This window comes from Mycolicibacterium anyangense, assembly GCF_010731855.1.
In the GTDB taxonomy this organism is placed as follows: domain Bacteria; phylum Actinomycetota; class Actinomycetes; order Mycobacteriales; family Mycobacteriaceae; genus Mycobacterium; species Mycobacterium anyangense.
Genome location: NZ_AP022620.1, coordinates 3,608,058 through 3,632,774, shown reverse-complemented (window position 1 = coordinate 3,632,774; position 24,717 = coordinate 3,608,058). Strand labels below are relative to the sequence as shown.

Sequence of the window (24,717 nt, the reverse complement as noted above, 5' to 3'; positions counted from 1 at the left end):
GTCCTCAACCCTTCTGGTGGCGTATTGCTCGGTAGGCGGGCAAGATGGGGCTCAATTCAGCCGGAGACGCTCCGTGCAGAATGACTCCGTCGGCGCCGTGGTCGAGTTGTGACTGGATCGTGGCAGCACACTGCTGCGGGCTTCCGGTCGCCGCGTGGGCCAGCCATTCCGCGGGCAGCAGAGTGCCGATGTGTTCGAGTTGTTCAACCGTAGTCGACGGGGAGTCGATGACCTTTATCGCACCGCTGGGCGGCATGAAGGTCTGAACCACCGCGTCTTCGCGGAACCGCCTGAGCACCAGAGGATCCCAGTTGTTCGTAGTGACGAGCAGGTCACCATAGGCTTGGAGATATGTCGCCAACCGACCGACCGTCTTCCGCAGACGCTGCTCTTCTGACAGATGGTCACCGATCGTGGCCAGACAGGACCACACCTTGACCGCATCGGGATCCCGGCCAGCTCGTTGGGCGGCCGACTTCACGGTCCGGACGCATCGTTGGAGAGTCTCGTCGGTGAAGTAGGTGTGCAAGACGACCTTGTCGAAAGCACGTCCGGCGAGTTCAAGGGAACCGGGGCCGAATGCCACAATGCCCAGCTGAACGTCTTCGTCGAAGTTCGGATCCAATCGAAGGGCGGGATAGCGCCCCATCGGACCATCGTGCCCTACTACGGTCTGGCCGTGAAACAGGCGACGCATCACCCCGGCGAAATCCTCCATCTGCGCCGTGGTGATTGTCGGCATGCCGAACGCCTTCTGTACCCCTGCGATACCCCGTCCGATGCCGAGCGTGAATCTGCCGCGGGTGAGTCTGTGCATCGTTGTTGCGAATGCCGCTGTCACGATCGGGTGTCGAGTGTTGTGGTTCGTTGCGGCGGTGGTGATTTCGATGGTCGTCGTCGCGGCGCCGACGGCGCCTGAGATCGTGGCCGCTTCCTTGGTGGAGAACCGTTCGGAGATGAAGCACTCCCCAATCCCCATCGCTTCCGCGTCGTGCACTTCGTCGACCAACTGGCGGGGGTCTTCGGCCTGACCTGCCAACGTGTAGAAGCCAATCTCTGGCATCGGGGCCGTCATCAATGTCTCCCAGTCTCGGGCGTCGCGGCGGTGCACACGGGGGGCGACGCTAGGTTGTCAAGCGTTGGTAGTCAAGGCTTTCGGCATATTTCGACCGGAAGTCGGACTCGACATATTCTAATGTCAAATAAATTTGACGGATTGCCCCAAACTGTTCACGGCAAGGGCAGTATTATTTTGTGGCGGTCGGGGTTTCATGGACGGCCTCGAATGTCTGGCGGTCTATCCTGAGCTCAACTGCGTGCGGCTTTAGGCGGTGCTGGATGACCCGCGGTGCAGCGTGTGGGGTCCCCGTGTCATGACGTCAGCACCAGGGGATCGACCGGCGCAAATTTACTGGCGGGCGCGAAATGCCGGCGCAGGAAGTGCAATTGATGAGCTACCGCGGGTTCAAACCAGTCGCTGCCCGGGTAGACGTCGAAGTGATCACAGGGATAGTGGCGTACGTCGGCGCGGCACCGGAACGCGGCGGTACGCGCCGATTGCGGGGGAGCGGACATGTCGTTGTCGGCGATCTGTACGAGGACCGGACACGAGATCTTGTGGGCGCGCCGCAATGGCCGGTACAGCGCGGCCCGCAGGACCGAGCGCGCGGGCACCCCGTTGACCGCAGATGGGCCCGCCATCTGCGTGTAACCCGTTGCGGCACCGGGGGCTGACATGACGGCCGTCGCGCCGGGCTCGCCTACCACCGCTACTGTCACGCGGGGACGGCCCGACAGTGCTGCGGCCGTGTCGCGGAGCGCAGCCCACGCCATCCGGGCGGCTGCGATCGGTGATCGTCGAATGGCCACGCGGATGGCGGCGACGCCGTCGACCGCGGGGGTCATGGCGATGACTGCTGCGACGGACGAGTCTTGGGCTGCCACATTCATCACGTGTCCGGAGGACAGTGAAACACCCCAGATGACGATCCTTTCGGGATCAACTCCGGGCAATGACCGAGCATGATGTACCGCGGCGCGGAAGTCGGCTTCGTGTGAGCGCGGGTTGACCTCTGCCGGGACACCGTCGACGGAATTGGCACCGAAGTGGCGGTAGTCGAAGGCCAGTACGTCGAGACCGGCAGCGGCAAGACGCTCTGCATACTCGGCCAGCCCACTGTCCTTCGTCGCGCTGAACCCGTGACCCATGACGACACAGGGGCGGCGGTCGTCGACCAGGAATTCATCGCCTGTGCCCGTGAAATGCCAAGCGTGGCAGCGGTGATTGGCGGACTGGAAGGTGACATCAGTGGGCATTGGCGGACTCCTGGTTGCGGTTGGTTGCGCGACCCGCCAGCGTCACGGGGCCCAATTGCCGGGCACGTTGAGCGCCGGCAGGGATCTCGCGGCGGTTGATGTCGTCGTTGTAGATGGGGGTGTCCATCTGCTGGGTATGGCGTGGGCGATCGCTGACGTGCGCGCGGTCGCGTTTGTCGTCGGCGGCGATCGCTGAGTGCATCTCGTCGATGGTTGGCGTCCGATAGGTGCCGGCGAGATACCGCGCTGCCAGGTGCGCCTGGCATTCGACGAAGGGAAACAGCGTGGGAATCGCCTGGCCGAATCCGACGAGGATCAGATCGTCGATGCCGGGTTTGAACATTCGCTTGAAGAGATCGATCTTATTGCCGGGAGCGCTGAGGAACTCGGGATCGAAGAACGGGAACGAGATGTTGTAGCCGGTGGCCCAGATGATGACGTCGATCTCCTCGACGGAGTCGTCGACGAAGCGAACGCGGTTGCCCTCCAGTGCTTTCACATTGGGCTTGGCGATCGCATCGCCGGATCCCAGCCGGACGAGCAACTCCGCGGACTGCGTCGGGTGTGCGTCCATGAAGTGGTGGTCTGGCTTCGGTAAACCGTAGCGCTGCATGTCGCCCGAGAGAAGTTTCGGCAGAATCCGGGCTGCGATCTTCTGGGGGCGCAACGGTAGCCGGGGCTTCAGGGATAGCATCTGATCGACCGGAACACCCATGATGTATTTGGGTACCACCCAGGCTCCCGAGCGGGTCGAGAGGAAGACCCGGTTGCGATTGCTCTTCTGCGACAGCTCCGAGGTGATGTCGGAGGCGCTGTTACCGATGCCCACCACCAGAATCCGCTTGCCCCGCAGATCCATGGGCTCGCTGGGATCGATGTAGTAGTGGGAGTGCATCTGCTCGCCGGTGAACGTGCCCGGGAACTCGGCGTATCGCGGATCCCAATGGTGGCCGTTGGCCACCACCAGCGCATCGAAATACTCGACGTCGCCAGAGTGCAGCTCGATCTCCCAGCCACCGTGGGTGAGTCGCCGGGCATGTCGGACCGGCGTCTCGAACCGGATGTTGCGCTTGAGGTCGAAGGCCCGGCAGTAGTCCTCGAGATACTGCTGAACCTGGCTGTGATGCGGGAAGTCGGGATATGCCGTCGAGATTGCAAAATCGCGAAACCGCAAGCCTTCCTTGGAGGTGTCGATGTGCAGTGAGCGGTAGGCGCTCGAATGCCCATTGGAGTTCTTGAAGGCCCAGTTGCCACCAACCCGGTTCCCGGACTCGAAGATCACATGGTCGATTCCGTAGTCGCTAAGGCTCTTTGCCGTAGTCAGGCCGCTGATACCTGCACCGATGATGGCGGTCCTCGGGTTCTGCGATGCCAAGGTTCACTCCCTGCGTCGGGTGTCACAGCGTGAGGTTGTTGTGACTGGAGTCATAGTAGGACTAGAATCGACGCATGTCCAAAAAAATCGACGACCGTCGAAAAAGTCCGGTGGATGTGCAGCCTCCCGTCTCTGCGCCCCGGTGGTCGTCGGGCAGGATTCGTAAGAGCGACCTGACCCGCCAGCGAATCCTCGAGGCTCTCGAGGGGCTGCTGGCCACCCGCAGTCTCGATGAGCTCAGCGTCAACGAGGTCGCCGCAGCCGCAGGCGTGCGCCGGACCGGCTTCTACTTCTACTTCCCCAGCAAGGCGGTCGCTGTCGCGACGTTGCTCGATGAAGTGTTCGACGAGACCTTCGAGGGCGCATCGCAATTCATGGCTCGCAGCATGGATCGTCCCACTGCCCTACGGGTGGCGATCGGGCATCTGTGGGCACTGTGGCAGCAGCACAGACCGTTGATGCTGGCCGTCCTCGACGCACGATCTACCGACCGGGAAGCGGCCACGATCTGGGAGCGCTGGCTGGAACGCCACGTCGCGCCGGTCGCGGGTGTCGTCGCCGCTGATCGCGCAGCAGGACTCGCGCCTGAAGGCCCTGAGCCGGCCACATTGCTGCGACTGTTGGTATCGATGAACGAGCGCACTCTGGAGCGAATGTTGCGCGCCGACCTCACGCGCGCGGAAGCCGAATCCGAACTGGACGCTTTGACATCGATTTGGGCACGGGCGATTTACGGCACGCTGACCTGCTAGTCACGACGGGGATGCCGGCGCCAACACTCTCAGGCGACATTACGGTCTGAGCTGAGCTAACCGCCGGTGAGGGCGAGTACCCTCTGCACACCATGGCGGTGAAATGGCTGGACGATCCCGAAGATCATGACTACGACGCGGCGGCGGACTACCTGAGTCTGCTCGCCGAGTCGTCGGCGGTCACCGCGACGGTCGCCGCACTCGGGTCGACGGGTACCGAGTACCGCAAGGCCAAGGACATCTTACGGGCGGCCAGACTCAGCCTGCTGCCGGCCGACAACCCGCATGTCCGTTCGGATCTGGACAAGATCAGCAACGGCAAGAAGCTCTCACCGATCCTGCTGGTCCGCGGCAGCGCGGCTGACGCGCTCCAGGTGGCCGACGGTTATCACCGCGTGTGTGCCAGCTACCTGACCGACGAGAACACCCCTATTCCCTGCCGCCTGGTGTCGTGGGCTGACGGTTCGTGAGCGGTTTCGGGTTCGGCGCGCTGGCGATCGTCACGGTGGCCGGCCTGGCCGGCCCGCTGTTGGCGTCGGTGCCCGGACTGCGGATCCCGGTTGTCATCGGGGAACTCGCGATCGGTCTGGTGATCGGCAGAACCGGCTTCGGCGTGGTCGACTCGGGCGATCGCACCTTCGAATTGCTGGCCAACATCGGTTTCGCGCTGGTGATGTTCGTGGTCGGCACCCACGTCCCGATCCGCGACACCACCCTGCGGTCATCGATTCCGGGTGCTGCCGGCCGGGCCGTCCTCGTCGGAGTGGCGGCCGCCATCCTGGGGGCGGCGCTGGCCGCGGTCTTCCAGACCGGGCACGCCGCGGTCTACGCGGTGCTCATGGCGTCGTCCTCGGCGGCGCTGGCGTTGCCCGTGATCCAGTCCCTTCGGCTCGATGGCCCCGCGGTCAAGAGCGTGACGGCCCAGATCGCCATTGCCGACGCCACCTGCATTGTGCTGCTGCCCTTGGTGATCGACCCCAGCCGCGCGGTCACTGCGGCGATCGGGGCGGCCATCATCGCCGGCTGCGCCGTGATCCTGTTCGTCGCGCTGCGTTTTGTCGATCGGCGCGGACTACGTCAACGACTGCACCGGTACTCCGAGCGCAACCGCTTCGCCCTCGAACTGCGGATCAGCCTCATCGTGCTGTTCAGTCTGGGCGCGCTCGCCATCACCACCCACGTGTCAATCATGTTGGCGGGGTTCGCGATCGGTTTGGTGGTCAATGCGGTGGGGGAACCGCGCCGGCTGGCGCGCCAGCTGTTCGGGATCACCGAAGGCTTTTTCGGCCCCCTGTTCTTCGTGTGGCTGGGTGCCTCGCTGCAGGTCCGCGATCTCGGCGATCACCCGGCCTACATCCTGTTGGGTGTCAGCCTCGGGGTGGGCGCGGTAGTGGCGCATTGCGTGTCGCGTCTGGTCAGTCAGCCGCTGGCACTCGGCGCACTGGCCGCTGCCCAGCTGGGCGTCCCGGTCGCCGCCGCGACGCTCGGTACTCAACAGCATCTGCTGTCCGCCGGCGAACCCTCCGCATTGATCCTGGGCGCGCTGTTGACCATCGCCGTGACCTCCGTCGCCGGTGTGGTGGCGGCCCGCCGCAACAGCGCCCAGCCGCTGACCCCGTAGTCGCGCCGGGGTAGGTGTGCCGTGCCGGTTTGGCGGGTAGCCGACGTGGCATGACCGCATCGAATGCCACCGACGTCGACACCGACCGCGTCCACCGCAGACGGCTGTGGCTCAACTGGCTGTTGGCGCTGTCCACGATCCTCGGGGCGGTAGCCGTGCAGCTACTGGCCATGGGGGCCGTGATGAGCACCGCGGCGTGCAGCCAACCGAGCTGCCCGAAACCGACCGGGTTTGGCTACGGGCTGCTCATCTACACCCCGCCTGTGGTCGCCGTCCTCGCGATCGTGCTGTCCTTCTTCACCGCCGGGCGCCGGCGCGGCTTCCTGGTGCCGGTGATCGCCTGGGTGGTGATCCTGGTGGACGTCGTCGTTCTGGTGGCGGCCTTCTCCTGATCAGCCCGGCGGAACGAAGCCGTCGGTCCGAGCCGGCTCGGCCACCGCGGGCACTACCGGCGATGCTGGCGGTGGGGGTATCGGCGCGGGTGGGTAGTAGCCGTAGGTGGGTGCCGGCACCGGTGGGGCGGCCGGACGCAAGCGGGCCAGTTCGCGTCGATGCCGCTCGGCGAGCACGGCGGCGAGCACGTACTGCGGTGGTGTGCCAGGAGGTGGTGGCGGCGAGATCCGCGCGACTACCTCCGAGGCGATCCGGTAGGCCATCTGGTCGCGGATATCGGGATCCAGTTGTGGCGCGCGAGAGAGGAATTGGCGAGCGAGCTCGGCCTGCTCCGGGCCGAGGCCAGATAGTTCCAGGGAGGCCGCCCACCACGCCAGCGCCGGTGGCATCACCGGCGGCGGAGCCAGCTTGGGACCGCGTTCGCTGATCACCACTGTCCCGGCGAAGATGTCACCGATTCGCTTGCCCTGTGCCGAGGCGAGGCTGCAGATCACCGCAGGCCCGCCGAACAGCGTCCAGATTTCCACGAATCCGGCGAGCGCGCGAAACAGCGCCTGGCGGAAGCGCTCCGGGCCGCCGTCGTCAGATACCACCCGCAGCCCCATGACCATCTTGCCGATCGAGCGGCCCCTCGTCGCGGTCTCGATGATCACCGGATAACCCACCAGCGCCAGCACGGTGAAGATGATCATCACCGCGGCACTGAGGGCCTCATCGAATTGGACCACCGTGGCGACCCACAGCATCATGCCGATCAGGTAGACGATCGTCACGACGCAGATGTCGATCAACGAACTCACCGCGCGCACCGGCAGTTGAGCGATCTGGACATCGAGGACGACGGCGTCCCCGGTCACCACCGTCTCGGGCACCGGCATCATGGGGACCAACGGTACTAGTCTCGGCCGGGTGGACGTCGACGCATTCGTCTTGGCCCACCAGGACACCTGGGACCGGCTCGAGCAGCTGGTCAAGCGGCGCAGGCGGCTGACCGGGCCGGAGGTGGACGAACTCGTCGACCTCTACCAGCGCGTTTCCACCCATCTGTCGATGGTGCGCTCGGCATCGTCGGACACCGTGCTGATCGGGCGGCTGTCCACCTTGGTGGCTCGCGCACGGTCGGCGGTCACCGGGGCGCACGCGCCGCTGTGGAGCGAGTTCGTGCGGTTCTGGACGGTGTCGTTCCCGGTGGTGGCCTACCGCGCCTGGCGGTGGTGGCTGGCTACCGCGGTCGCGTTCTTCGTCGTCGTCGTGCTGATCGGCATCTGGGTGGCAAGCAACCACGAGGTGCAGTCCGCGCTGAGCACACCCGAGGAGATCGACCACCTGGTCAACCACGACTTCGCCAACTACTACCGGGACAACCCGGCCGGCTCGTTCGCGCTGCGGGTGTGGCTGAACAATTCGTGGGTGGCCGCCCAATGCATCGGCTTCGCGATCCTGCTCGGTATCCCCATCCCGTGGGTGCTGTTCCAGAACGCGGCCAACCTCGGCGTCACGGGCGGTCTGATGATGCACGCCGGGAAGGCTGACGTGCTGTTCGGACTGTTGATCCCGCACGGCCTGCTGGAGCTGACTGCGGTGTTCCTGGCTGCCGCGGTCGGGATGCGTCTGGGCTGGACAGTGATTGCGCCCGGTGACCGCCCCCGCGGGCAGGCACTCGCCGAGCAGGGCCGGGCGGTGGTCGCCGCCGCGGTGGGACTGGCCGTGGTGCTGCTGGTATCCGGCCTCATCGAGGCGTTGGTGACGCCGTCACCGCTGCCGACGTTCGTTCGCATCGGCATCGGGGTGGTCGCCGAGGCCGGATTCCTGTCCTACGTCGTCTATTTCGGGCGTCGGGCGGCCCTGGCCGGGGAGACCGGCGACCTCGAGGACGCGCCCGACGTCGTGCCTACGGGGTGAGAGCGCCGGGGGAAGGCGCGCGGCGTTCAGAGCCGCCCGGTGGCTTTCATCGCCAGATAGCGGTCGGCGAGCGCAGGGGCAACATCCTCGGGAGCGGCGTCGACCACCTCAACTCCCTTGTGCCGCAACTGAGATGCGATGCGCCGACGCTCATTGCGCGCCCGCTCGGCCGCGGCCGCGTCGTACACCTGAGCAGCGTCGGCCCGCCCCGCGGCCAGCTGGTCGACCCGCGGATCAGACACCGCGGCGACGATCACCTGATGCTTGGCCGACAGCTGCGGCAACACCGGCAGCAGCCCTTCGTCGAGTGCCGAGGCGTTGAGGTCGGTCAGCAGTACCACCAGTGCGCGCCGCCGCACCCGCCGCTGAACCGCGGCCACCATCGCGGTGGCATCGGACTCGATCAGTGCCGGCTCCAGCGGCGCCATGGCGTCGACAAGCTGGGCCAGCAACTCCGTGCGCGAGGCGCCGAACACCGCCGCCCGCGTCAGCCGGTCGTGAGCCAGGAAGTCGACATGATCACCGGCGCGGGAGGCCAGCGCGGCCAGCAGCAGAGCGGCATCCATCGACCAGTCCAGCCGCGGCCAGCCGCCGGGATCTCGGGCCGTCGGGTCCACCCCCACCCGGCCCGCCGAGGTGCGGCCGGTGTCGAGCACGATCACCACCCGGCGGTCCCGCTCGGGACGCCAGGTGCGGACCACCACGTCGGCGCGCCGTGCGGTCGCTCGCCAGTCGATGGAACGCACATCGTCACCCACGACGTATTCGCGCAACGAGTCGAACTCGGTGCCGTGACCACGGATCAGCACCGGCAACAGCCCGTCGATCTCCCGCAGCTTGGCCAGCCGTGACGGCAGATGCTTGCGGGACAGGAACGGCGGCAGGATCCGGATCAGCCCGCCCACCTGATAAGAGCGTTGACGCCCGGCCAGACCGAGCGGCCCGATGGAGCGCGCCGTCACGACCTCCGATGTCAGGTCCCCGCGCCGGCGCGGTTGCAGGACCGATGTGACGGTGGCGGTTTGGCAGGACGGCACAGCCAGCGTGTGTGCCCGCGGTCGCGCCCCGGCGCTGGGCGGCCACGCGTCACGCAGCACGCCGCGGAACCGCCGCGACCCGTCGTTGTGGACCTGCAGCCCAGCGTGTACCGGTTGGCCGAGGCGTGCCGACGTCTCACCGGCCCGGCGGATGCGCAGTGCCCGCGGATTACCGGCCAGCGCGACGTCCACGACTACGGCCGCCAGTAGCACCAGCAGGGCGACCGCGAAAGCCGTTGCGGGCCAGGGCGCCAGCGCGATCGGCAGCACGCACACCAGTGCCACCAGCCCGGCGCGGCCGGTGAGAACCACTAGCGTGGCACCGGCACGGCGGCCAGGATGCCGTCGAGCACACCGTCCGGTGTGGCTCCCTCGAGTTCGGCTTCGGGCCGCAAACCGATCCGGTGGCGCAACGTCGGGCGTGCCATCGCCTTGACGTCGTCGGGGGTGACGTAGGTGCGCCCCGACAGCCACGCCCAGGACCGCGCCGTACCCAGCAGCGCGGTGGCACCGCGTGGCGAGACGCCCAGTTGCAGCGACGGCGAACTCCGGGTGGCGCCCACGATGTCGACGATGTACCCGAGCACCTCGTCGGCGATCAGCACCTGCTTGACCGCCGCGCGGCCGGCGGCCAGTTCGGCGGGCCCGGCCACCGGCCGGATCGCGCTCAGATTGCGGGGGTCGAACCCCTGGGCGTGTCGGCTCAGGATCGCGATCTCCTGATCACGCGGCGGTAGCGGCACATTCAGCTTCAGCAGGAACCGGTCGAGTTGCGCTTCGGGCAGCTGGTAGGTGCCCTCGTACTCGATCGGGTTCTGGGTGGCGGCCACGATGAACGGATCCGGCAACGGCCGGGGTTCGCCGTCCACGCTGACCTGACGCTCCTCCATGGCCTCCAGCAGAGCGGCCTGAGTCTTGGGTGGGGTGCGGTTGATCTCGTCGGCCAGCATCAGATTGGTGAAGACCGGACCTTCCCGGAACACGAAGGCAGCGGTGCGCGCGTCGTAGACCAGCGAGCCCGTGACGTCCCCGGGCATCAGATCCGGAGTGAACTGCACCCTCTTGAAATCGAGCTGCAACGCCGCAGCCATGGCTCTGACCAACAGCGTCTTGGCCACGCCGGGAACACCTTCCAGCAGGACGTGGCCGCGGCACAGCAGCGCGATCACCAGACCGCTGACGACGGCGTCCTGTCCGACAACCGCTTTGGCGATCTCGGCCCGCAGGGCGAGCAGGGCGTTGCGGGCCGCGTCGTGGTCGGCGGTGGGGGAGGGAGGGGTCGCGAAGTGCGTCACGTCGTCGTGACCTGCCTTTCGATGTCGTCGAGTGCGTGGGCCAGGTGCAGAAGGTCGGCGTCGGTGGCCGGGACGGGTCCGAACAGGATGTGCGCCACCGCGTTGGCGTCGCCACGGTAGCGCTGCGCGACGGCCGACGCGATGGCGGCTGCGGAAGCGTTGGCGCCCAGACCGAGCCGGGGCGTCAGACGGTGCAGCGAGGCGGTGCGCAGCGCTTCGGCCGCCTGATCGCGGGCCCGGCGGGACCGATAGAGCCGCGCGCGGCCCTCGACGGTCTCCGAGGCGCGCACCACCACGGGCAGCTTCTCGGCGACCAGCGGGCCGAGACGGCGGCCCTGCCACAGGGCCAGCAGAACCACCACCAGACACAGCTGCCAGATCACCCAGCTCACCGCGTCGGGCACCAGGTCCCCGATCTCCGAACCTCCGCCGGCTCCGCCTTCCGCTTTCTGGGGGGCGTACCAGATCAACCTGGGCCGCTGCCCGGCCAGGTTCATCGCCAATGCGGCGTTGCCTTCTTTGAGCAGTGCGCCGTTGGTCATGAAGTCCGAGCTGCCGACCACGGTGATCGTCCGTCCTGCGTCGCGGTAGCGCACCAGGGCTCCGCCGTAACAGCGGGTGAGGTCGGTGTCGCCGGCCTTCTCGTAGGCATCGGTGGTGCCGAACTGCACCACACCGGCCTGATTCGCCTCGCGCAGATCGCAATTCGGCTGGTCGTCGAACACGCTGGCACCGCCGATCCGGATCCCGGGAGCCATCGCCTCGCGCACCCGGGCGGTCGGCTCGAGCAGCAGCCGGTCACCAGGGACCGCGGCAAGCCGGTCGAGCAGACCCTCTCCGCGGGTGAAGTAGGTTTCGGCGGCCAGCAGCAGGGTGTCGGGCCGGGCGGCCCGCTCCACATCGGCGACGTCCTTGGCGACGATCACCTGCACGCCACGCTGCCGCAGCAGGGCGACCACGGCGTGCGCGCCGTCCGAGGACGTCGACTCCGGATCCATCCGACCGCCCGGCCGCGGAGCGGTCAGGTAGGCGCTGACCGCGGCGACCGCCGAGATGAGGATCAGGCCCACCGCCAGCCAACGGCCGGTGCGCCAACGCTGCGAGATGGTGGTACTCACCGCAGCGGAGCCCAGGCTTCGGTGGTCGCCGGTAGGGCGGCCTCGGCACCAGCCGGTGCGGTATGGCGGCGCAGGGCGTCATCCAGGTCGGCGATCATCCGGTAGCCGTCCTCGGTACCAGGCTGCTCGCCGTAGGTCACGTCGTTGAATGCCGTTGCGGCGCGGCGCAGCTCGGCGGCGAAACCTGGCAGCAGCTCGCCGGCGTCGCGGGCCCACTCATTGGCGGTGCGGCCGGGGACGGCGTTCAGTGTGCCGGCTTCTTCCAGCTGGCGGGCCACCGCACGTAGCCGGTGCCGGATCGCCGAGGCCCAATTGCCCTGTGCGGCGAAGCTTTCCGCGGTCGCGCGGTGTTCGGCGGCGGACAGCTCATGAGCGCCGAACAATCCCGCCCCGGTGCCCCGATTGGTTCGCATGGTGCGTCGCGCGATCCGGACCGCCACCACGAAGGCCACGGCAACCAGGATCACCAGCACCGCGATGGTGAACCAGCCGCCGGGGATCGAGCCGCCCTTGACGATCAGCTGGTTGATCAGGTTGTCGAGCCATTCGGTGATCCGGTCGGTCAGCGACGGCCTCGGGTAGATCGGTTTGGCCAGCTCGCGCTGAGCCAGCTCGTGGGCGGTATCCCGGTCGATATCGACGGTCGGCACGGTGAATCTCAGCGTGCCGCGGTGAGCCAGAGTGCGTCGCCGGCATCGGCCTCCGCGGGCCCGCGCGCGGCACCGGTCTGCAACACCAGGTCGAACGCCTCGGCGCGGATCCGGATGTCGGTGTAGAGCAACACCACCACGCCGGCGTTGAACGGTGCGGTCACGATCTGTCCGATGGCGCCGCCGACCGCGGCGATGGCGGTGGCCGCGATGAAGGGTCCCGAGGTGTCGGCGCCCAGCGCGGTGAGCTGGCCGGCGATGCTGAACGGCACTGCCACCGCGCCCGCGACGAGTCCGGCGACCAGTGAGGCCAGCAGCCGGATCCCCAGGACACGCCAGAAGTGGTTGCGCACCAAGCCGAATGAGCGGTTGATCGCCTCCATCACCGACTTGCGCTCCAGGACGATCGCCACCGGTGCGAAGGCCAACGCCGTGTAGAGGTACAGCAGGACGGCGATCATCATCAACACCAGGGGGATCCCCACCAGTACCGCGGCCACCGTGTTGCCGGCGACCGAGATCCCCAGGATCGCCAGGATGACGGCGCCGATGACCACCACTGCCGCAACGACTTCCAGTGCGCTCAGGCCGATCAGGGCCAGCAGTCGCCCGCGGACTCGCTGCCAGGCTTCCCCGACGGTGATGGTGGACCCGAACACCGCTCGTCCCACGACCACGGTCAGCATTCCCGAGAGCAGGATCGCCGACAGCGCGGTGGCGATGCCACCGGCGATGGTCGAGGCGGCGGAGCCGATCAGCATCGGCGTGGACAGCTCGTCACCGGTTTGGGCGCCCACCCGCCCGGCGTAGGCCAGTGGCCCCAGCTGCAACAGCAGGGCCAGGATCTGGGTGATGATCACCACGACCGCGGTCAGCCCGAGGGTCGCCTTGGGGTTGGTCCGGATGTAGCCGACCGCGCCGTTGAAGATGTCGCTCAGTGACAGCGGCCGCAGCGGGATGATCCCGGGCTTGAGGCCCACCGGCGGCAGGAATCCCGGCGGCGGATAGCTCGGTGGCGGGTAACCGGGTGGCGGATAGCCCGGCGGGGGATAGCCGGACGGTGGGTAGCGGGGCGGAGCGACGTACGGGCCGGCCTGCGGGTAGCTCGGTGGCGGGAACTGTGGCTGACCAGGCCAACCGTACGGCGGCCAGCCGGGGCCAGGAGGTGGTGTCGTCACAGGACGACGCCCCCGACGTCGTTGCTCATGGACCCATCCTGTCGATCGGCGGGGTAATTCTCAACGTCCTGCCACTTCGGGCGCGTAGCGTTTGCGCCATGGCGGAGCTCAAAGACCGGCTGAGATCAGACCTCACCGACGCGATGAAGTCGCAGGACAAGTTGCGCACCTCGACACTGCGAATGCTGCTCGCGGCGATTCAGACCGAGGAGGTGTCGGGCAAGCAAGCCCGGGAGCTCTCCGACGACGACGTCCTCAAGGTGCTGGCCCGCGAATCCCGCAAGCGCAGTGAAGCCGCTGAGATCTACACCCAGAACGGCCGCGGTGAGCTCGCTGCCGAGGAGCACGCCGAGGCGCGCGTCATCGACGAGTATCTGCCGACCCCGCTGACCGAGGCGGAGGTGGCCGACGTGGTCGACACGGCCATCGCGCAGGTGGCCGAGGAGCTCGGGGAGCGGCCGTCGATGAAGCAGATGGGTTTGGTGATGAAGGCCGCCACGCTGATCGCTGCGGGCAAGGCCGACGGCTCGCGGTTGTCGGCGGCGGTCAAAGACCGGCTCTAGCCAGCCGGTGGGCCCCTCGGCCCGGGGTTCGCCGAAGGTAACCTCACGGCGGAAAATCGCCACCTTCTCCGCGGTGGCGTTACTCTCGTGAGCCTCGGGTGACGTCGGGTACTGCAACTCGTTTTGTGCGCTGACGTGCGGGTACCCGTAGCGCATGACGCGCTTCGGATACACCCTGATGACTGAGCAGAGCGGTCCCAAAGAGCTTGTCCGCTATGCCATTTCGGCGGAACAGGCCGGCTTCGACTTCGAGGTCTCCAGTGACCACTATTCGCCGTGGCTGGCCGCGCAGGGGCATGCGCCCAACGCCTGGACCCTGCTCGGTGCGGTGGCTCATGCGACCGAGAAGGTGGACCTCTATACCTACGTGACCTGCCCGACGATGCGGTACCACCCCGCTGTCGTCGCCCAACAGGCCGCGACGCTGCAGATTCTGGCCGACGGCCGGTTCACGCTGGGCCTGGGCTCCGGAGAGAACCTCAACGAGCACGTCGTCGGAAAGGGCTGGCCGACCGTCCAGCGACGCCACGACATGCTGCGTGAGGCGATCGTCATCATCCGACGGCTGCTCAGCGGCGACCTCGTCGACCACAAAGGCGACTACTTCGAAGTCGACTCGGCGCGGATCTGGGACGTGCCCGACGAACCGGTGACGCTCGGTGTTGCGGTGTCGGGCCCTCGTTCGCTTGACGCCTTCGCCACCGCCGGCGATCACATGATCGCCGTCGAACCCAACGGGGAGCTCGTCGACGGGTGGCACAGCGCCCGGCAGGCCACCGGGCTGCCCGGTGGTGGCCGGGTGATCGGACAGATCCCGATCTGCTGGGACCCCGACCGGGACGCCGCCATTGCCCGGGCCCACGAGCAGTTCCGGTGGTTCGGCGGCGGCTGGGCGGTCAACGCCGATCTGCCGACACCCGCCGGGTTCGCCGGCGCCACCCAATTCGTCACGCCCGAGGCGGTGGCCGACAGCATCCCCTGCGGGCCCGACCTGGACGCCATCGTCGAGTCGGTCAGTGCGTATTGGAAAGCCGGATTCACCGACATCGCCCTGGTGCAAATCGGCGACGACGGGCAGGAGGAATTCCTGGCCAAGGCCGCCGAACCGCTGCTGGCCGCGCTGCGCGACGCCGCGGGCTGACCAGCCACATCCGTTGTCTCGAAACGTGTTTGGCCCACTCGTTCGAAGTATGTGATCGCGCGCTCATACCCGGCGCCGGTGGGTTGAAACAGCAGCCCGCGGGCTATCCCCAGGGCCATGACCGAACGGACTTCTGACGAGGACGACCACGCCGACTACACCGACGACCACCAGGAAGACCGGGCGACCGCGGCACCGCAACGATCCGACTCCGACCCCACGCCCGATGTCGCCGAGGTGCCTGATTTCGAGCCGCCCGACTAACCCTTAGGGGTTTAACGCACTGGTAATCGGGCATGTATGTGGACAATGCCGTGGCCTCACAACGGCTTCGATCTCGAAAGGCCGATGTTGACCATCCTCTATCCCGACGTGCAGGATTCGGTTGCCGCCGCGACGGGTGTGTATGCCCCACAACATGATTCGATGCTTCTGATCGAGGCGATGACGGTGAAGGCGGACGTTGCCGGCCGTCGGGTTCTCGACGTCTGCACCGGCAGCGGAGTGGTGGCCATCGCCGCCGCACAGCTGGGTGCACGTAGCGTCGCCGCGTTGGACATCTGCCCGCGCGCAGTGCGTTCGGTGCGTGCCAACGCCGAGCGGGCCGGCGTCCGTGTCGAGGCCATGGTGGGCACGGTCACCGCTCCGCTGCGCGACGCCCCGTATGACGTGGTGGTGGCTAATCCGCCTTACGTGCCAACAAGTCCCGATTCGCATCTGGAGTGTATCGCCGCCGAGGTCGGTCCGTCGCAGGCCTGGGATGCCGGGCCGGACGGCCGGATGGTCCTGGACCCGTTGTGCGACAAAGCTCCCTCGCTATTGGCCGATGGTGGCACGATGTTGATCGTGCAGTCCGAGTTCGCCGACGCAGATCTCACCGTGCGCAGTCTGCAGCGCGGCGGACTGCGCTCGGAAATTGTTTTGACACAGCTCATTCCGTTCGGGCCAGTGCTTCGTGCCAGGGCGAGATGGATGGAGCGGATCGGCATGCTGCCAGTCGGCAGACGTGAGGAGGAGCTGGTCGTGATCAGAGCGGTGAAGCCGTGAGCGACAGTGAGCCGCGGCTGGTCCGGATCATCCCGTCGGGGCCGATGATGGTCCAGGGGCCGGTCCGGATCGAACTGGCCGACGGTACCGTCGTCGAGTCGGACCGGTTCCAGGTCGCGATCTGTATGTGCAAGCGCAGCAAGAACTATCCGCTGTGCGACACCAGTCACCGTCGTCGACGTAAGGTCGACGGGTCCTAGCCGATCGGCTTGCGCAGTGAGCTCTCTCCGTCGGTCCAGCACCGCATCAGGTGGTTGGCCAGCCGGTCCTCCACCACCTCGTGGGCCCGGATGCCGAAGATGACATCGCCGTTCAGTGCCGGCTCGCGGCTGACCAGATCGCCGACGACGTCGGTGCGGACCACCTGTTCGTGCACGGCGTCGGCCTCGACGTGTTCACGGTAGAACGCCACACAGGTATCCGGGGCCCCCAGGCGCTCCAAGGCCTCGACCAGCCGGCGTGAGCCGGGGGAGGAAGTGATCTCGGTGGAGGCGAAGTGGCCAACGGCGCATCCTCGATGCTTGCGGTGCAGGCCGAACAGGGACATCAGGTTCACCACGGCCAGCGACTCGGCCGGGACGGCGTCGATGTAGCCGAGGTAGCTGGCGTCCAGCCCGGCCGCGACCATGAGGTCGGCGAACAACTGCTGGTGCACCTGATCGCTACGGCCACCGCCGAACTCGTCGTACTCGACGGCCACGAACGCCGCCTTGGCCTGACCGGTGAGCCGCGGGATCGCCCAGGCGTGCGGATCGCCCTCCTTGAGGTGATAGAGCGAGCGGTGCACGAAGTACTCCCGCATCTGTTCCCAGGTGCCCTTGTCGCGCAGGAAGTACGACGGCCCTGAGCCGTCGGCCGGTTCCACCGACAGCCGCTCCATCTCGGAGGCCGCGGTGTCTTCCAGTCCGATGTCCCCGACGTCGTGGCGAACGGCGCTCAGAAAGGTCTCTTCCAGGCGGGCCCGCAGGTGTAGCAGGCCCGGGTTCCATTCCCAGCCGTTGTCCACTCCGGCGAATCCGCGGTAATGCAGTTCGTAGCAGACGTACAGGCTCAGCTGGACGTCGATGCCGTAGGGGTCGGAGTCGCCGACGGAGGCCTCCACCCGGTTCAGGTGGGCTCGCGGTGCGCGCTCGGTCAACAGGTCGAGCACGGCCATGGACAACGGACCCCGCGGCGCCGGGAGGTAGGGCTGCAGGGCGAAGGGGGCGAGCGTCACCCCTGACGGCTTCCCTGCCGAGTGTTTTGCTAAACACCGTGCGTCACATCGGCCACGCCGCTCGGCGGTACGGTGAGTGCTGCGTGATCTGGAGGTTGTCATGGACGCAGACGTCATCGTCGTCGGGGCCGGCCTGGCCGGTCTGGTTGCCACCCACGAACTGACCAGCCGCGGCAAGCGGGTGGCCCTGGTCGATCAGGAGAACGCCGCGAACCTCGGCGGGCAGGCGTTCTGGTCCTTCGGTGGGCTGTTCTTGGTCGACAGCCCCGAGCAGCGCCGCCTGGGCGTCAAGGACTCCTTCGAACTGGCCTGGAACGACTGGCGTGGCAGCGCCCAGTTCGACCGCATCGAGGACGAGGACAGTTGGGCGGTGCAGTGGGCCCGCGCCTACGTCGAGTTTGCGGCCGGTGAGAAACGGTCGTGGTTGCTGGGCCACGGGATCAGCTTTCTGCCGACGGTGGGCTGGGCCGAGCGCGGTGACCTGCGCGCCGACGGCCACGGCAATTCGGTGCCCCGGTTCCACGTTGCCTGGGGTACTGGCACCGGTGTGGTCGAGCCGTTCGTCAACTCGGCGCTGGCCGCCGCCGACCGTGGGCTGGTCACGTTCCACCACCGCCACCGGGTCGACGAACTCGTCATCAGCGGCGGATCCGCCACTGGCGTCCGGGGTACCGTGCTGGCCGCTGACGACGCACCGCGTGGCGCTCCGTCCAACCGGGATGCGTTGGGCGAGTTCGAGATTGCGGCTCAGGCGGTGATCATCACCACCGGCGGGATCGGCGGCAACCACGACATCGTGCGCCAATACTGGCCGGCCCGCATGGGTACCGCGCCGCGGTCGATGATCACCGGGGTCCCGGCTTACGTCGACGGCAGGATGCTCGACATCGCCGCCGGCTCGGGGGTGCGCCTGGTCAACCGGGACCGGATGTGGCACTACACCGAGGGCATCCAGAACTGGGATCCGATCTGGCCCGAACACGCCATCCGGATCCTGCCCGGACCGTCCTCGATGTGGTTCGACGCGTTGGGCAGGCGGTTGCCGTTCCCGTATCTGCCGGGTTATGACACCTTGGGCACACTGCGCTACCTGCGCACCACCCCGGAGATCGCCGGCTATGACCACAGCTGGTTCATCCTCACGCAGAAGATCATCGAGCGGGAGTTCGCGCTGTCGGGCTCCGAACAGAACCCCGACATCACCAACTCCGATCGCCGGAGTTTCCTCAAGGAGCGACTGCTGAGCAAGGGTGCTCCGGCGCCGGTGGAGGCGTTCAAACAACACGGCGCCGACTTCGTGGTGGCCGGCACCATCGAGGAACTCGTCACCAAGATGAACACTTTGACCGACGAACCCCTGCTCGACGTGGCCACCATCCGGGATCAGATCGTTGCTCGGGATCTGCAGATGGCCAACCCGTACTCCAAAGATGCTCAGGTGCAAGGTATTCGGAATTCCCGGCGCTACATCGGCGACCGGATCGGCCGGACAGCGGCGCCGCACCGGATCCTCGATCCGCAAGCCGGGCCGCTGATCGGCGTCAAACTGCACATTCTGACCCGAAAGACGTTGGGCGGCATCCAAACCGACCTGTCGTCCCGCGCGCTCGGCCACGACGGCAACCCGATCGGCGGCTTGTACGCTGCCGGTGAAGTGGCCGGATTCGGCGGCGGTGGCGTGCACGGGTACAACGCGCTGGAGGGCACGTTCCTCGGCGGCTGCCTTTTCTCCGGCCGGGCAGCAGGCCGGGCCGCCGCCGACGCGGTGTGACCAGGAGCCGGGCACCTCTGCTGACTCTTACGAGTTGCTGACAAGCCCGGTTCTGCTTTCCGCCAACACCTTCGGTGATGCCAGGCTGTGTGCAGGAGGTAACCCGACATGACCGCCATCCCCGGACGGGGCCCGATCAAGGCGCTGGTACTCGTGACGTACCTGGCCATGGTCACCATGAACGTCTTGGCCAACGCGCTGCCACTCAACGGTCGCAACACCGGCGACGTGTCCAACGCCTATCCCAGCCTGTTCACCCCGGCCGGGATCACGTTCTCGATCTGGAGCCTGATCTATCTGCTGCTCGGCCTGCACGTGCTCTACCAACTGGGTCTGTTCCGGGAGAGCACGCCCGACGTCGGGCGGACGGCGCTGCTGAATCGGGTCGGCGTCCTCTTCGCGGTCTCTTCCCTGGCCAACACCGCTTGGATCTTCGCCTGGCACTACGACGTCATCGGGTTATCCGTGGTCCTGATCGTCGTGATCCTGGTGTGCCTGATCCTGATCACCGATACGGTGCGGGTCGCGCAGCTGAGCAAGCGGGAGAAGTTCTTCATCGCGGTGCCGTTCAGCGTCTACTTCGGCTGGACCACGGTGGCGACGGTGGCCAATGTGACCGTGCTGCTGGTCAGCCTGAACTGGGACGGCTTCGGCATCAGCCCCGCTGTATGGGCCACGATCATCGTTGCCGTGGCGATGCTGATCGGTACCGTCACGATGCTACGCAACCGGGACGTCGCCTACGGGCTGGTGCTGATCTGGGCGTTCGCCGGAATCCTGCTCCGTCAGACGACCGATCTGGGCGGTCGGTACCCGGCGATCATCGCCGCGGTGGTCGCGTCACTGGTGATCTTCGTCGCCGCCGAGGTGCTGCTCTTACGTCAGCATCGGGCCAACGTATTGACGTGAGCGTCGATAACGATTGCTGTCCTCGGCGGGGGATGCCGGATACTATTGCTCGCATCCCACAAAAGGAGTGATCATGGGCTTCCGGCATACCTCAGTCCGCATGGCGGCCGCGGCGTCGCTGTGCGTCGGGGCGTTGCTGACCCTTAGCGGGCCCGCCATGGCGGCTCCCGGTGACGACGACACAATCCTGCCCGCCGAGGGGCAGCCCCGCGCGCAGAAGGTCAGCAATCCTTCTGACCTGCAGTCATTCCTCAACAGCCTGTCGCAGTCCTTCAACGACAGCATCGGACGACAACTGGACGAGGCCCGGGATACCGCCGTCCAGCAGGCCAATTCCAACCTCGCGGTGAGTATCGCCACCCCGATCGCCAACGGGGCCGCCGGCGTGGTGTCCGGTGCGGCCTCGGGTGCGGCCTCGGGCCTGTTCTACCTGCTGGCCCAGAACATCGGGAAGATCTCGGCGCCGTCCGGGTCGGCCTTCGCGCTGCCGGCCGCCTCGGTGGCGGCGATGCCGGCCTTCAGCGCCGCGTCCCTGCCCTCGCTGAGCCTGCCGCAGCTGCCCCCGCCCCCGCCGATCGGTCTGCCCCAGTTCGCGGCGCTGAGCCTGCCCTCGCTGCCGCCGCCTCCGTCGATCGGACTGCCGCAGTTCCCGCCCATCGGCCTGCCGTCGCTGCCGCCGCCGCCACCCATCGGCCTGCCGCAGCTGCCGCCTATCGGGCTTCCGGAACTACCGCCGCCTCCGCCGATCGGGTTGCCGCAACTGCCGCCCCCGCCGTCGCTGCCCTGCATCATCTTCTGCCTGCCGAAGCTGTTCTGATCCGGCACGCCCCTGGCGACTCAGATCTCGACGCGCTCACCCATGACGACGGTGCGCTGCAGCGGGAGTTGGAAGTACGCCGCGGCGTCGGCCGCGACGTAAGACGTGGCGATGAACAGCCGCTTGCGCCACGGCGGAAGTTCGGTGCCCGCCCCGGCGACCAGGTCGATCTTGGACAGGAAGTAGGAGACCTGATCGATGTCGATCGGTCCCTCGGTCAGTGACGGGTCGATCAGCCGCGGAATCGCCGGCACGTTGGGCCGCTCCATGTAGCCCAGCTTCGCGGAGACGAAGAAGATACCGTCGGTGCGATCACCCAGATCGTCGACGCTGATCCGGTCGGAATCGGCCACCCGCGGCACCGGAACCGTGGCCAGCGACAAGATGATGACGTGCTCGTGCAGAACGTGGTTGTGTTTGACGTTGGCGCGCATGGCAATTGGGGCGGTGAGCCCACCACGGTCCAGGAACACCGCGGTGCCCGGAATGCGGCGCAATCGTGGGGTACGCCCGGTGAGGGCGGCAACGAACTGCCGTAGCGACCCTTGGGCGCCGTCGCGGATCGTGGCGACGATTCCCTGCCCCTTGGCCCACGTCGTCATCACGGTGAACGCGCACACGCCGATCAACAGGGGCAACCAAGCCCCGTGGACGAGCTTCGTCAGATTGGCGCTGAAGAACAGCAAGTCCACGGTCAGCAGCAGCCCGCCGCCGATCACTACCACCCACAGCGGCCAGCGCCAGCGAGTACGGGCGATGTAGAAGAACAACAGCGTGGTGATGGTGATGGTCCCGGTGACCGCCATTCCGAAGGCGTAGGCCAACGCCGAGGAACTGCGGAACGCGAACACCAGGATCAGCACCGCCACCATCAGGAAGCCATTGATCCACGGGACGTAGATCTGCCCGATCGACGATGCGGACGTGTGTGCCACCCGCAGCCTCGGCAGGTAGCCCAGCTGGGCGGCCTGGGAGGTCACCGAGTAGGCGCCGGTGATCACCGACTGCGAGGCGATCACCGTCGCAGCGGTGGCCAGCACGATCATCGGCAGCTGCGCCCAGCTCGGAGCCAGCAGGAAGAACGGCGCGTTGACCACGCTCTGGTTGCCCAGCAGCAGGGCGCCCTGCCCGAAATAGCTCAGCACGCAGGCTGGTAGCACCAGCACGATCCACGCCAGACTGATCGACGGCCGGCCGAAGTGCCCCAGATCGGCGTAGAGAGCTTCCGCACCGGTCACCGACAGCACGACCGCGGCCAGCGCGAAGAAGGCGATGTGGAAGTGGCCGGCCATGAACCCGAGCGCGTACGTCGGCGACAGTGCCCGCAGGATCTGCGGGTGGGCGCCGATGCCCCATGCCCCGCACACGCCGATTGCCACGAACCAGAGCACCATCACCGGACCGAAGAAGCGTCCTACCACCGCAGTGCCCCGGCGCTGCACGGAGAACAGGCCGATGATGATGATCGCGGTGATGGGAACCACCCAGCCGGCCAGGCCGGGGCTGACCACCTTGAGGCCTTCGACGGCCGAGAGCACCGAGATCGCGGGGGTGATCATGCTGTCGCCGAAGAACAACGCCGCACCCAGGATCCCGATGGTGACCAGTGCTCTGACGGTTGTGGTGCGCCGAGCGCCCGACAGCGGGCTGATCAGCGTGATCAGCGCCATGACGCCGCCCTCGCCGTGGTTGTCGGCCCGCATCACCAGCAGCACGTAGGTGACGGTCACGATGATCATCACCGACCAGAACACGAGCGAGACGATCCCGTAGATGTTGTCGGGATTGATGCTGACCGGGTGCGGATCGCCCGGATCGAAGACGGTTTGCAGGGTGTAGATCGGGCTGGTGCCGATGTCGCCGAAGACCACACCCAGCGCACCGATCACCAAGCCCGTGCGCAGCTGATGGCCCACCGGCTCCACGGTGGTGGGGACCGCGTCCGTCATCGGTGACTACCTGCCATGAAAGGTCCTCCGGTCAGCGGATCGGCTGGATGGGGCTCGGAACAGCCTCACCAACATCGTCCTGCCGGCCGGGGACTCCGTACGGGTTGTATACGGCCGACGCCCGGCACCTTTACGGATTCTTAGCGAATCAGCCGAAGGGGCTTGGTACGCAAACGCCCCGACGGCTCGTTGCCAGTCGGGGCGTTGCTTTCACACGAGTCGGGGTGGCGGGATTCGAACCCACGACCTCTTCGTCCCGAACGAAGCGCGCTACCAAGCTGCGCCACACCCCGCGTGAAGCCACGACAGCGTATCGCACTGGCACCTCGGGAAGCCAAACGGCCGGTCACGGCGGGTGCGCAGGTTGATCACCTGCGGCGGGAAGCATCTGACTTGTCGGTGGCGTTGTGCACACTAACGGCGCGACGACAACGCCGGCAGGCGAAAGGTGGAGCGGATGATGACCGCTTTGGGAGCCGTGGTGTACGGGGGATTCTTCCTACTTGCCGCGCTGTGGCTGGTGGTGACCGGCGACTACGACGCCGTCGACGACACCGGTCAGGACCAGCCGCTGGAGCGTTCGAACTCGGCCAGCACGCCCGCGTGCTGGCTCGGCTCGAGGTTGTGACCCGCTAGCCACACCGGGTCGAAGTAGGTGTCGGCGTAGCGGTCGCCGCTGTCGGCGATCAGGGTGACCACCGACCCGCTCGCGCCCCTGGCCACCATCTCGGACAGCAGGCTGAACGCCCCCCAGACGTTGGTTCCCGTCGACGGCCCAACACGGCGGCCCAGCACCCGCGAGACGTGGTGCGCAGCGGCCACCGAGGCGGCGTCGGGCACGAGTTCCATCCGGTCGACCACCTCCGGCAGGAACGACGGTTCCACCCGCGGCCGCCCGATTCCCTCGATTCGGGAGGACCCCGCCATGACGATGTCGCGGCGGCCCTCGGTATACGACGGGAAGAACGCCGAATTCTCCGGATCCACCACGCAGAGTTTGGTGGCGTGCCGCCGGTAGCGGATGTAGCGCCCGATCGTTGCGCTGGTGCCACCCGTGCCGGCGCCCACCACGATCCACGACGGGATCGGGTGGGACTCCTCGCGCATCTGGTCGTAGATCGACTCGGCGATGTTGTTGTTGCCCCGCCAGTCGGTGGCTCGCTCGGCGTTGGTGAACTGGTCCAGATAGTGCCCGCCGGTCTCCTCGGCGATGCGCTGCGCCTCGGTGTACACCTCGCCCGGATGATCGACGAAATGGCAACGCCCGCCCTGGGATTCGATGAGCGCGGTCTTGGCCGGGCTGGTCGAGGCCGGCATCACCGCAACGAACGGTAGGCCGAGGAGGGCAGCGAAGTAGGCCTCCGACACCGCGGTGGAACCCGATGACGCCTCGACGACGGTGGTGCCTTCACCGATCCATCCGTTGCACAGGCCGTAGAGGAACAGCGAACGGGCCAGCCGGTGCTTGAGGCTGCCGGTGATGTGGGTCGATTCGTCCTTGAGGTACAGCTGCACGTCCACCCGGTCGCTCCACGACGACGGCAGCGGATAGCGCAGCAGATGGGTGTCGGCGCTGCGGCGCGCGTCAGCCTCGATCAACCGGATGGCGTCGTTCACCCAGCCTCGCGGCTGGCTGTGGACGGCGACCTTGCTCATCGCCGGGACGC

25 protein-coding genes and 1 tRNA gene are annotated in these 24,717 nt (G+C 67.2%); 13 read left to right on the top strand and 13 right to left on the bottom strand.

Annotated elements, in window-relative coordinates:
* Positions 1–4: 4 nt before the first annotated feature.
* The 3 genes from G6N35_RS17200 to G6N35_RS17190 form a co-directional block, all read right to left on the bottom strand.
* Entirely contained in the window at positions 5–1,075 is a 1,071-nt protein-coding gene (locus G6N35_RS17200; RefSeq protein ID WP_163805345.1) for a TIGR03857 family LLM class F420-dependent oxidoreductase, read from the bottom strand.
* Between the two features lie 296 nt (positions 1,076–1,371).
* Complete coding sequence (locus G6N35_RS17195; RefSeq protein ID WP_163805344.1) at positions 1,372–2,316, bottom strand: alpha/beta hydrolase; 945 nt, start codon at positions 2,314–2,316, stop codon at positions 1,372–1,374.
* Entirely contained in the window at positions 2,306–3,691 is a 1,386-nt protein-coding gene (locus G6N35_RS17190) for a flavin-containing monooxygenase (RefSeq protein ID WP_163805343.1), read from the bottom strand. Before G6N35_RS17190 ends, G6N35_RS17195 begins: the two co-directional genes overlap by 11 nt.
* Before the next feature lie 74 nt (positions 3,692–3,765).
* On the opposite strand from G6N35_RS17190, the gene G6N35_RS17185 reads away from it, so the two are divergent.
* The 4 genes from G6N35_RS17185 to G6N35_RS17170 all read left to right on the top strand — a co-directional run bounded on the left by G6N35_RS17185 (position 3,766) and on the right by G6N35_RS17170 (position 6,456).
* The gene (locus tag G6N35_RS17185; RefSeq protein WP_163805342.1) at positions 3,766–4,443 is read left to right on the top strand and encodes a TetR/AcrR family transcriptional regulator; all 678 of its coding nucleotides are present in this window, start codon (positions 3,766–3,768) and stop codon (positions 4,441–4,443) included.
* Between the two features lie 92 nt (positions 4,444–4,535).
* Entirely contained in the window at positions 4,536–4,913 is a 378-nt protein-coding gene (locus G6N35_RS17180) for a hypothetical protein (protein ID WP_163805341.1), read from the top strand.
* Complete coding sequence (locus G6N35_RS17175; RefSeq protein ID WP_163805340.1) at positions 4,910–6,064, top strand: cation:proton antiporter; 1,155 nt, start codon at positions 4,910–4,912, stop codon at positions 6,062–6,064. Before G6N35_RS17180 ends, G6N35_RS17175 begins: the two co-directional genes overlap by 4 nt.
* Before the next feature lie 50 nt (positions 6,065–6,114).
* Positions 6,115–6,456 carry a hypothetical protein gene (locus G6N35_RS17170; protein ID WP_163805339.1) on the top strand — a complete coding sequence of 114 codons (342 nt, stop codon included), beginning with the start codon at positions 6,115–6,117 and terminating at the stop codon, positions 6,454–6,456.
* On the opposite strand, the gene G6N35_RS17165 is transcribed toward G6N35_RS17170, so the two are convergent.
* On the bottom strand, positions 6,457–7,338 hold the full coding sequence (locus G6N35_RS17165; protein WP_163805338.1) for an RDD family protein: 882 nt from the start codon (positions 7,336–7,338) through the stop codon (positions 6,457–6,459).
* A 28-nt stretch (positions 7,339–7,366) separates the two neighbouring features.
* Between G6N35_RS17165 and G6N35_RS17160 the strand changes: the two genes are divergently transcribed.
* On the top strand, positions 7,367–8,359 hold the full coding sequence (locus G6N35_RS17160) for a stage II sporulation protein M (protein WP_163805337.1): 993 nt from the start codon (positions 7,367–7,369) through the stop codon (positions 8,357–8,359).
* Between the two features lie 26 nt (positions 8,360–8,385).
* Here the strand turns inward: G6N35_RS17160 and G6N35_RS17155 are convergent, their stop codons facing one another.
* From G6N35_RS17155 to G6N35_RS17135, 5 genes are read right to left on the bottom strand one after another with little or no spacing between them, the layout of a single operon-like run.
* Positions 8,386–9,708 (bottom strand): DUF58 domain-containing protein, encoded by a 1,323-nt coding sequence (locus tag G6N35_RS17155; protein ID WP_163805336.1) that lies wholly within the window; start codon positions 9,706–9,708, stop codon positions 8,386–8,388.
* Complete coding sequence (locus G6N35_RS17150) at positions 9,708–10,691, bottom strand: AAA family ATPase (RefSeq protein ID WP_163805335.1); 984 nt, start codon at positions 10,689–10,691, stop codon at positions 9,708–9,710. Before G6N35_RS17150 ends, G6N35_RS17155 begins: the two co-directional genes overlap by 1 nt.
* Complete coding sequence (locus G6N35_RS17145; RefSeq protein WP_179967376.1) at positions 10,688–11,809, bottom strand: DUF4350 domain-containing protein; 1,122 nt, start codon at positions 11,807–11,809, stop codon at positions 10,688–10,690. Before G6N35_RS17145 ends, G6N35_RS17150 begins: the two co-directional genes overlap by 4 nt.
* On the bottom strand, positions 11,806–12,459 hold the full coding sequence (locus G6N35_RS17140) for a DUF4129 domain-containing protein (protein ID WP_163805334.1): 654 nt from the start codon (positions 12,457–12,459) through the stop codon (positions 11,806–11,808). Before G6N35_RS17140 ends, G6N35_RS17145 begins: the two co-directional genes overlap by 4 nt.
* Before the next feature lie 8 nt (positions 12,460–12,467).
* Positions 12,468–13,637 (bottom strand): DUF7847 domain-containing protein, encoded by a 1,170-nt coding sequence (locus G6N35_RS17135; RefSeq protein WP_163805333.1) that lies wholly within the window; start codon positions 13,635–13,637, stop codon positions 12,468–12,470.
* 98 nt (positions 13,638–13,735) lie between these two features.
* Between G6N35_RS17135 and G6N35_RS17130 the strand changes: the two genes are divergently transcribed.
* The 5 genes from G6N35_RS17130 (at position 13,736) to G6N35_RS17110 (ending at position 16,588) form a co-directional block, all read left to right on the top strand.
* A complete protein-coding gene (locus G6N35_RS17130) occupies positions 13,736–14,200 on the top strand; it encodes a GatB/YqeY domain-containing protein (RefSeq protein ID WP_163805332.1) in 465 nt (154 codons plus the stop codon).
* Between the two features lie 154 nt (positions 14,201–14,354).
* Positions 14,355–15,341 carry an LLM class F420-dependent oxidoreductase gene (locus G6N35_RS17125; RefSeq protein ID WP_163805331.1) on the top strand — a complete coding sequence of 329 codons (987 nt, stop codon included), beginning with the start codon at positions 14,355–14,357 and terminating at the stop codon, positions 15,339–15,341.
* 117 nt (positions 15,342–15,458) lie between these two features.
* Positions 15,459–15,605 carry a hypothetical protein gene (locus G6N35_RS17120; protein ID WP_163805330.1) on the top strand — a complete coding sequence of 49 codons (147 nt, stop codon included), beginning with the start codon at positions 15,459–15,461 and terminating at the stop codon, positions 15,603–15,605.
* 87 nt (positions 15,606–15,692) lie between these two features.
* Positions 15,693–16,388, top strand: coding sequence for a HemK2/MTQ2 family protein methyltransferase (locus G6N35_RS17115; RefSeq protein WP_407664629.1), 696 nt, complete (start codon positions 15,693–15,695; stop codon positions 16,386–16,388).
* On the top strand, positions 16,385–16,588 hold the full coding sequence (locus tag G6N35_RS17110; RefSeq protein WP_163805328.1) for a CDGSH iron-sulfur domain-containing protein: 204 nt from the start codon (positions 16,385–16,387) through the stop codon (positions 16,586–16,588). Before G6N35_RS17115 ends, G6N35_RS17110 begins: the two co-directional genes overlap by 4 nt.
* Here the strand turns inward: G6N35_RS17110 and G6N35_RS17105 are convergent.
* Positions 16,585–17,544, bottom strand: coding sequence for an iron-containing redox enzyme family protein (locus G6N35_RS17105; RefSeq protein ID WP_407664628.1), 960 nt, complete (start codon positions 17,542–17,544; stop codon positions 16,585–16,587). The two genes, G6N35_RS17110 and G6N35_RS17105, sit on opposite strands and share 4 nt — an antisense overlap.
* A gap of 160 nt (positions 17,545–17,704) precedes the next feature.
* Here G6N35_RS17105 and G6N35_RS17100 point away from each other — a divergent pair, with 160 nt between their 5' ends.
* The 3 genes from G6N35_RS17100 to G6N35_RS17090 all read left to right on the top strand — a co-directional run bounded on the left by G6N35_RS17100 (position 17,705) and on the right by G6N35_RS17090 (position 21,101).
* Complete coding sequence (locus G6N35_RS17100) at positions 17,705–19,375, top strand: FAD-binding dehydrogenase (protein WP_163805326.1); 1,671 nt, start codon at positions 17,705–17,707, stop codon at positions 19,373–19,375.
* Positions 19,376–19,483: 108 nt separating this feature from the next.
* Complete coding sequence (locus tag G6N35_RS17095) at positions 19,484–20,284, top strand: TspO-related membrane protein (protein WP_163805325.1); 801 nt, start codon at positions 19,484–19,486, stop codon at positions 20,282–20,284.
* A gap of 73 nt (positions 20,285–20,357) precedes the next feature.
* Complete coding sequence (locus tag G6N35_RS17090; protein ID WP_163805324.1) at positions 20,358–21,101, top strand: hypothetical protein; 744 nt, start codon at positions 20,358–20,360, stop codon at positions 21,099–21,101.
* 20 nt (positions 21,102–21,121) lie between these two features.
* Here G6N35_RS17090 and G6N35_RS17085 read toward each other — a convergent pair whose 3' ends face one another.
* The 3 genes from G6N35_RS17085 to cds1 all read right to left on the bottom strand — a co-directional run bounded on the left by G6N35_RS17085 (position 21,122) and on the right by cds1 (position 24,706).
* Entirely contained in the window at positions 21,122–23,050 is a 1,929-nt protein-coding gene (locus G6N35_RS17085; RefSeq protein ID WP_163805323.1) for a potassium transporter Kup, read from the bottom strand.
* A 219-nt stretch (positions 23,051–23,269) separates the two neighbouring features.
* Positions 23,270–23,343 (bottom strand) — tRNA-Pro (locus G6N35_RS17080).
* Positions 23,344–23,608: 265 nt separating this feature from the next.
* The gene (gene cds1 / locus G6N35_RS17075) at positions 23,609–24,706 is read right to left on the bottom strand and encodes an L-cysteine desulfhydrase Cds1 (RefSeq protein ID WP_163805322.1); all 1,098 of its coding nucleotides are present in this window, start codon (positions 24,704–24,706) and stop codon (positions 23,609–23,611) included.
* Between the last annotated feature and the right edge of the window lie 11 nt (positions 24,707–24,717).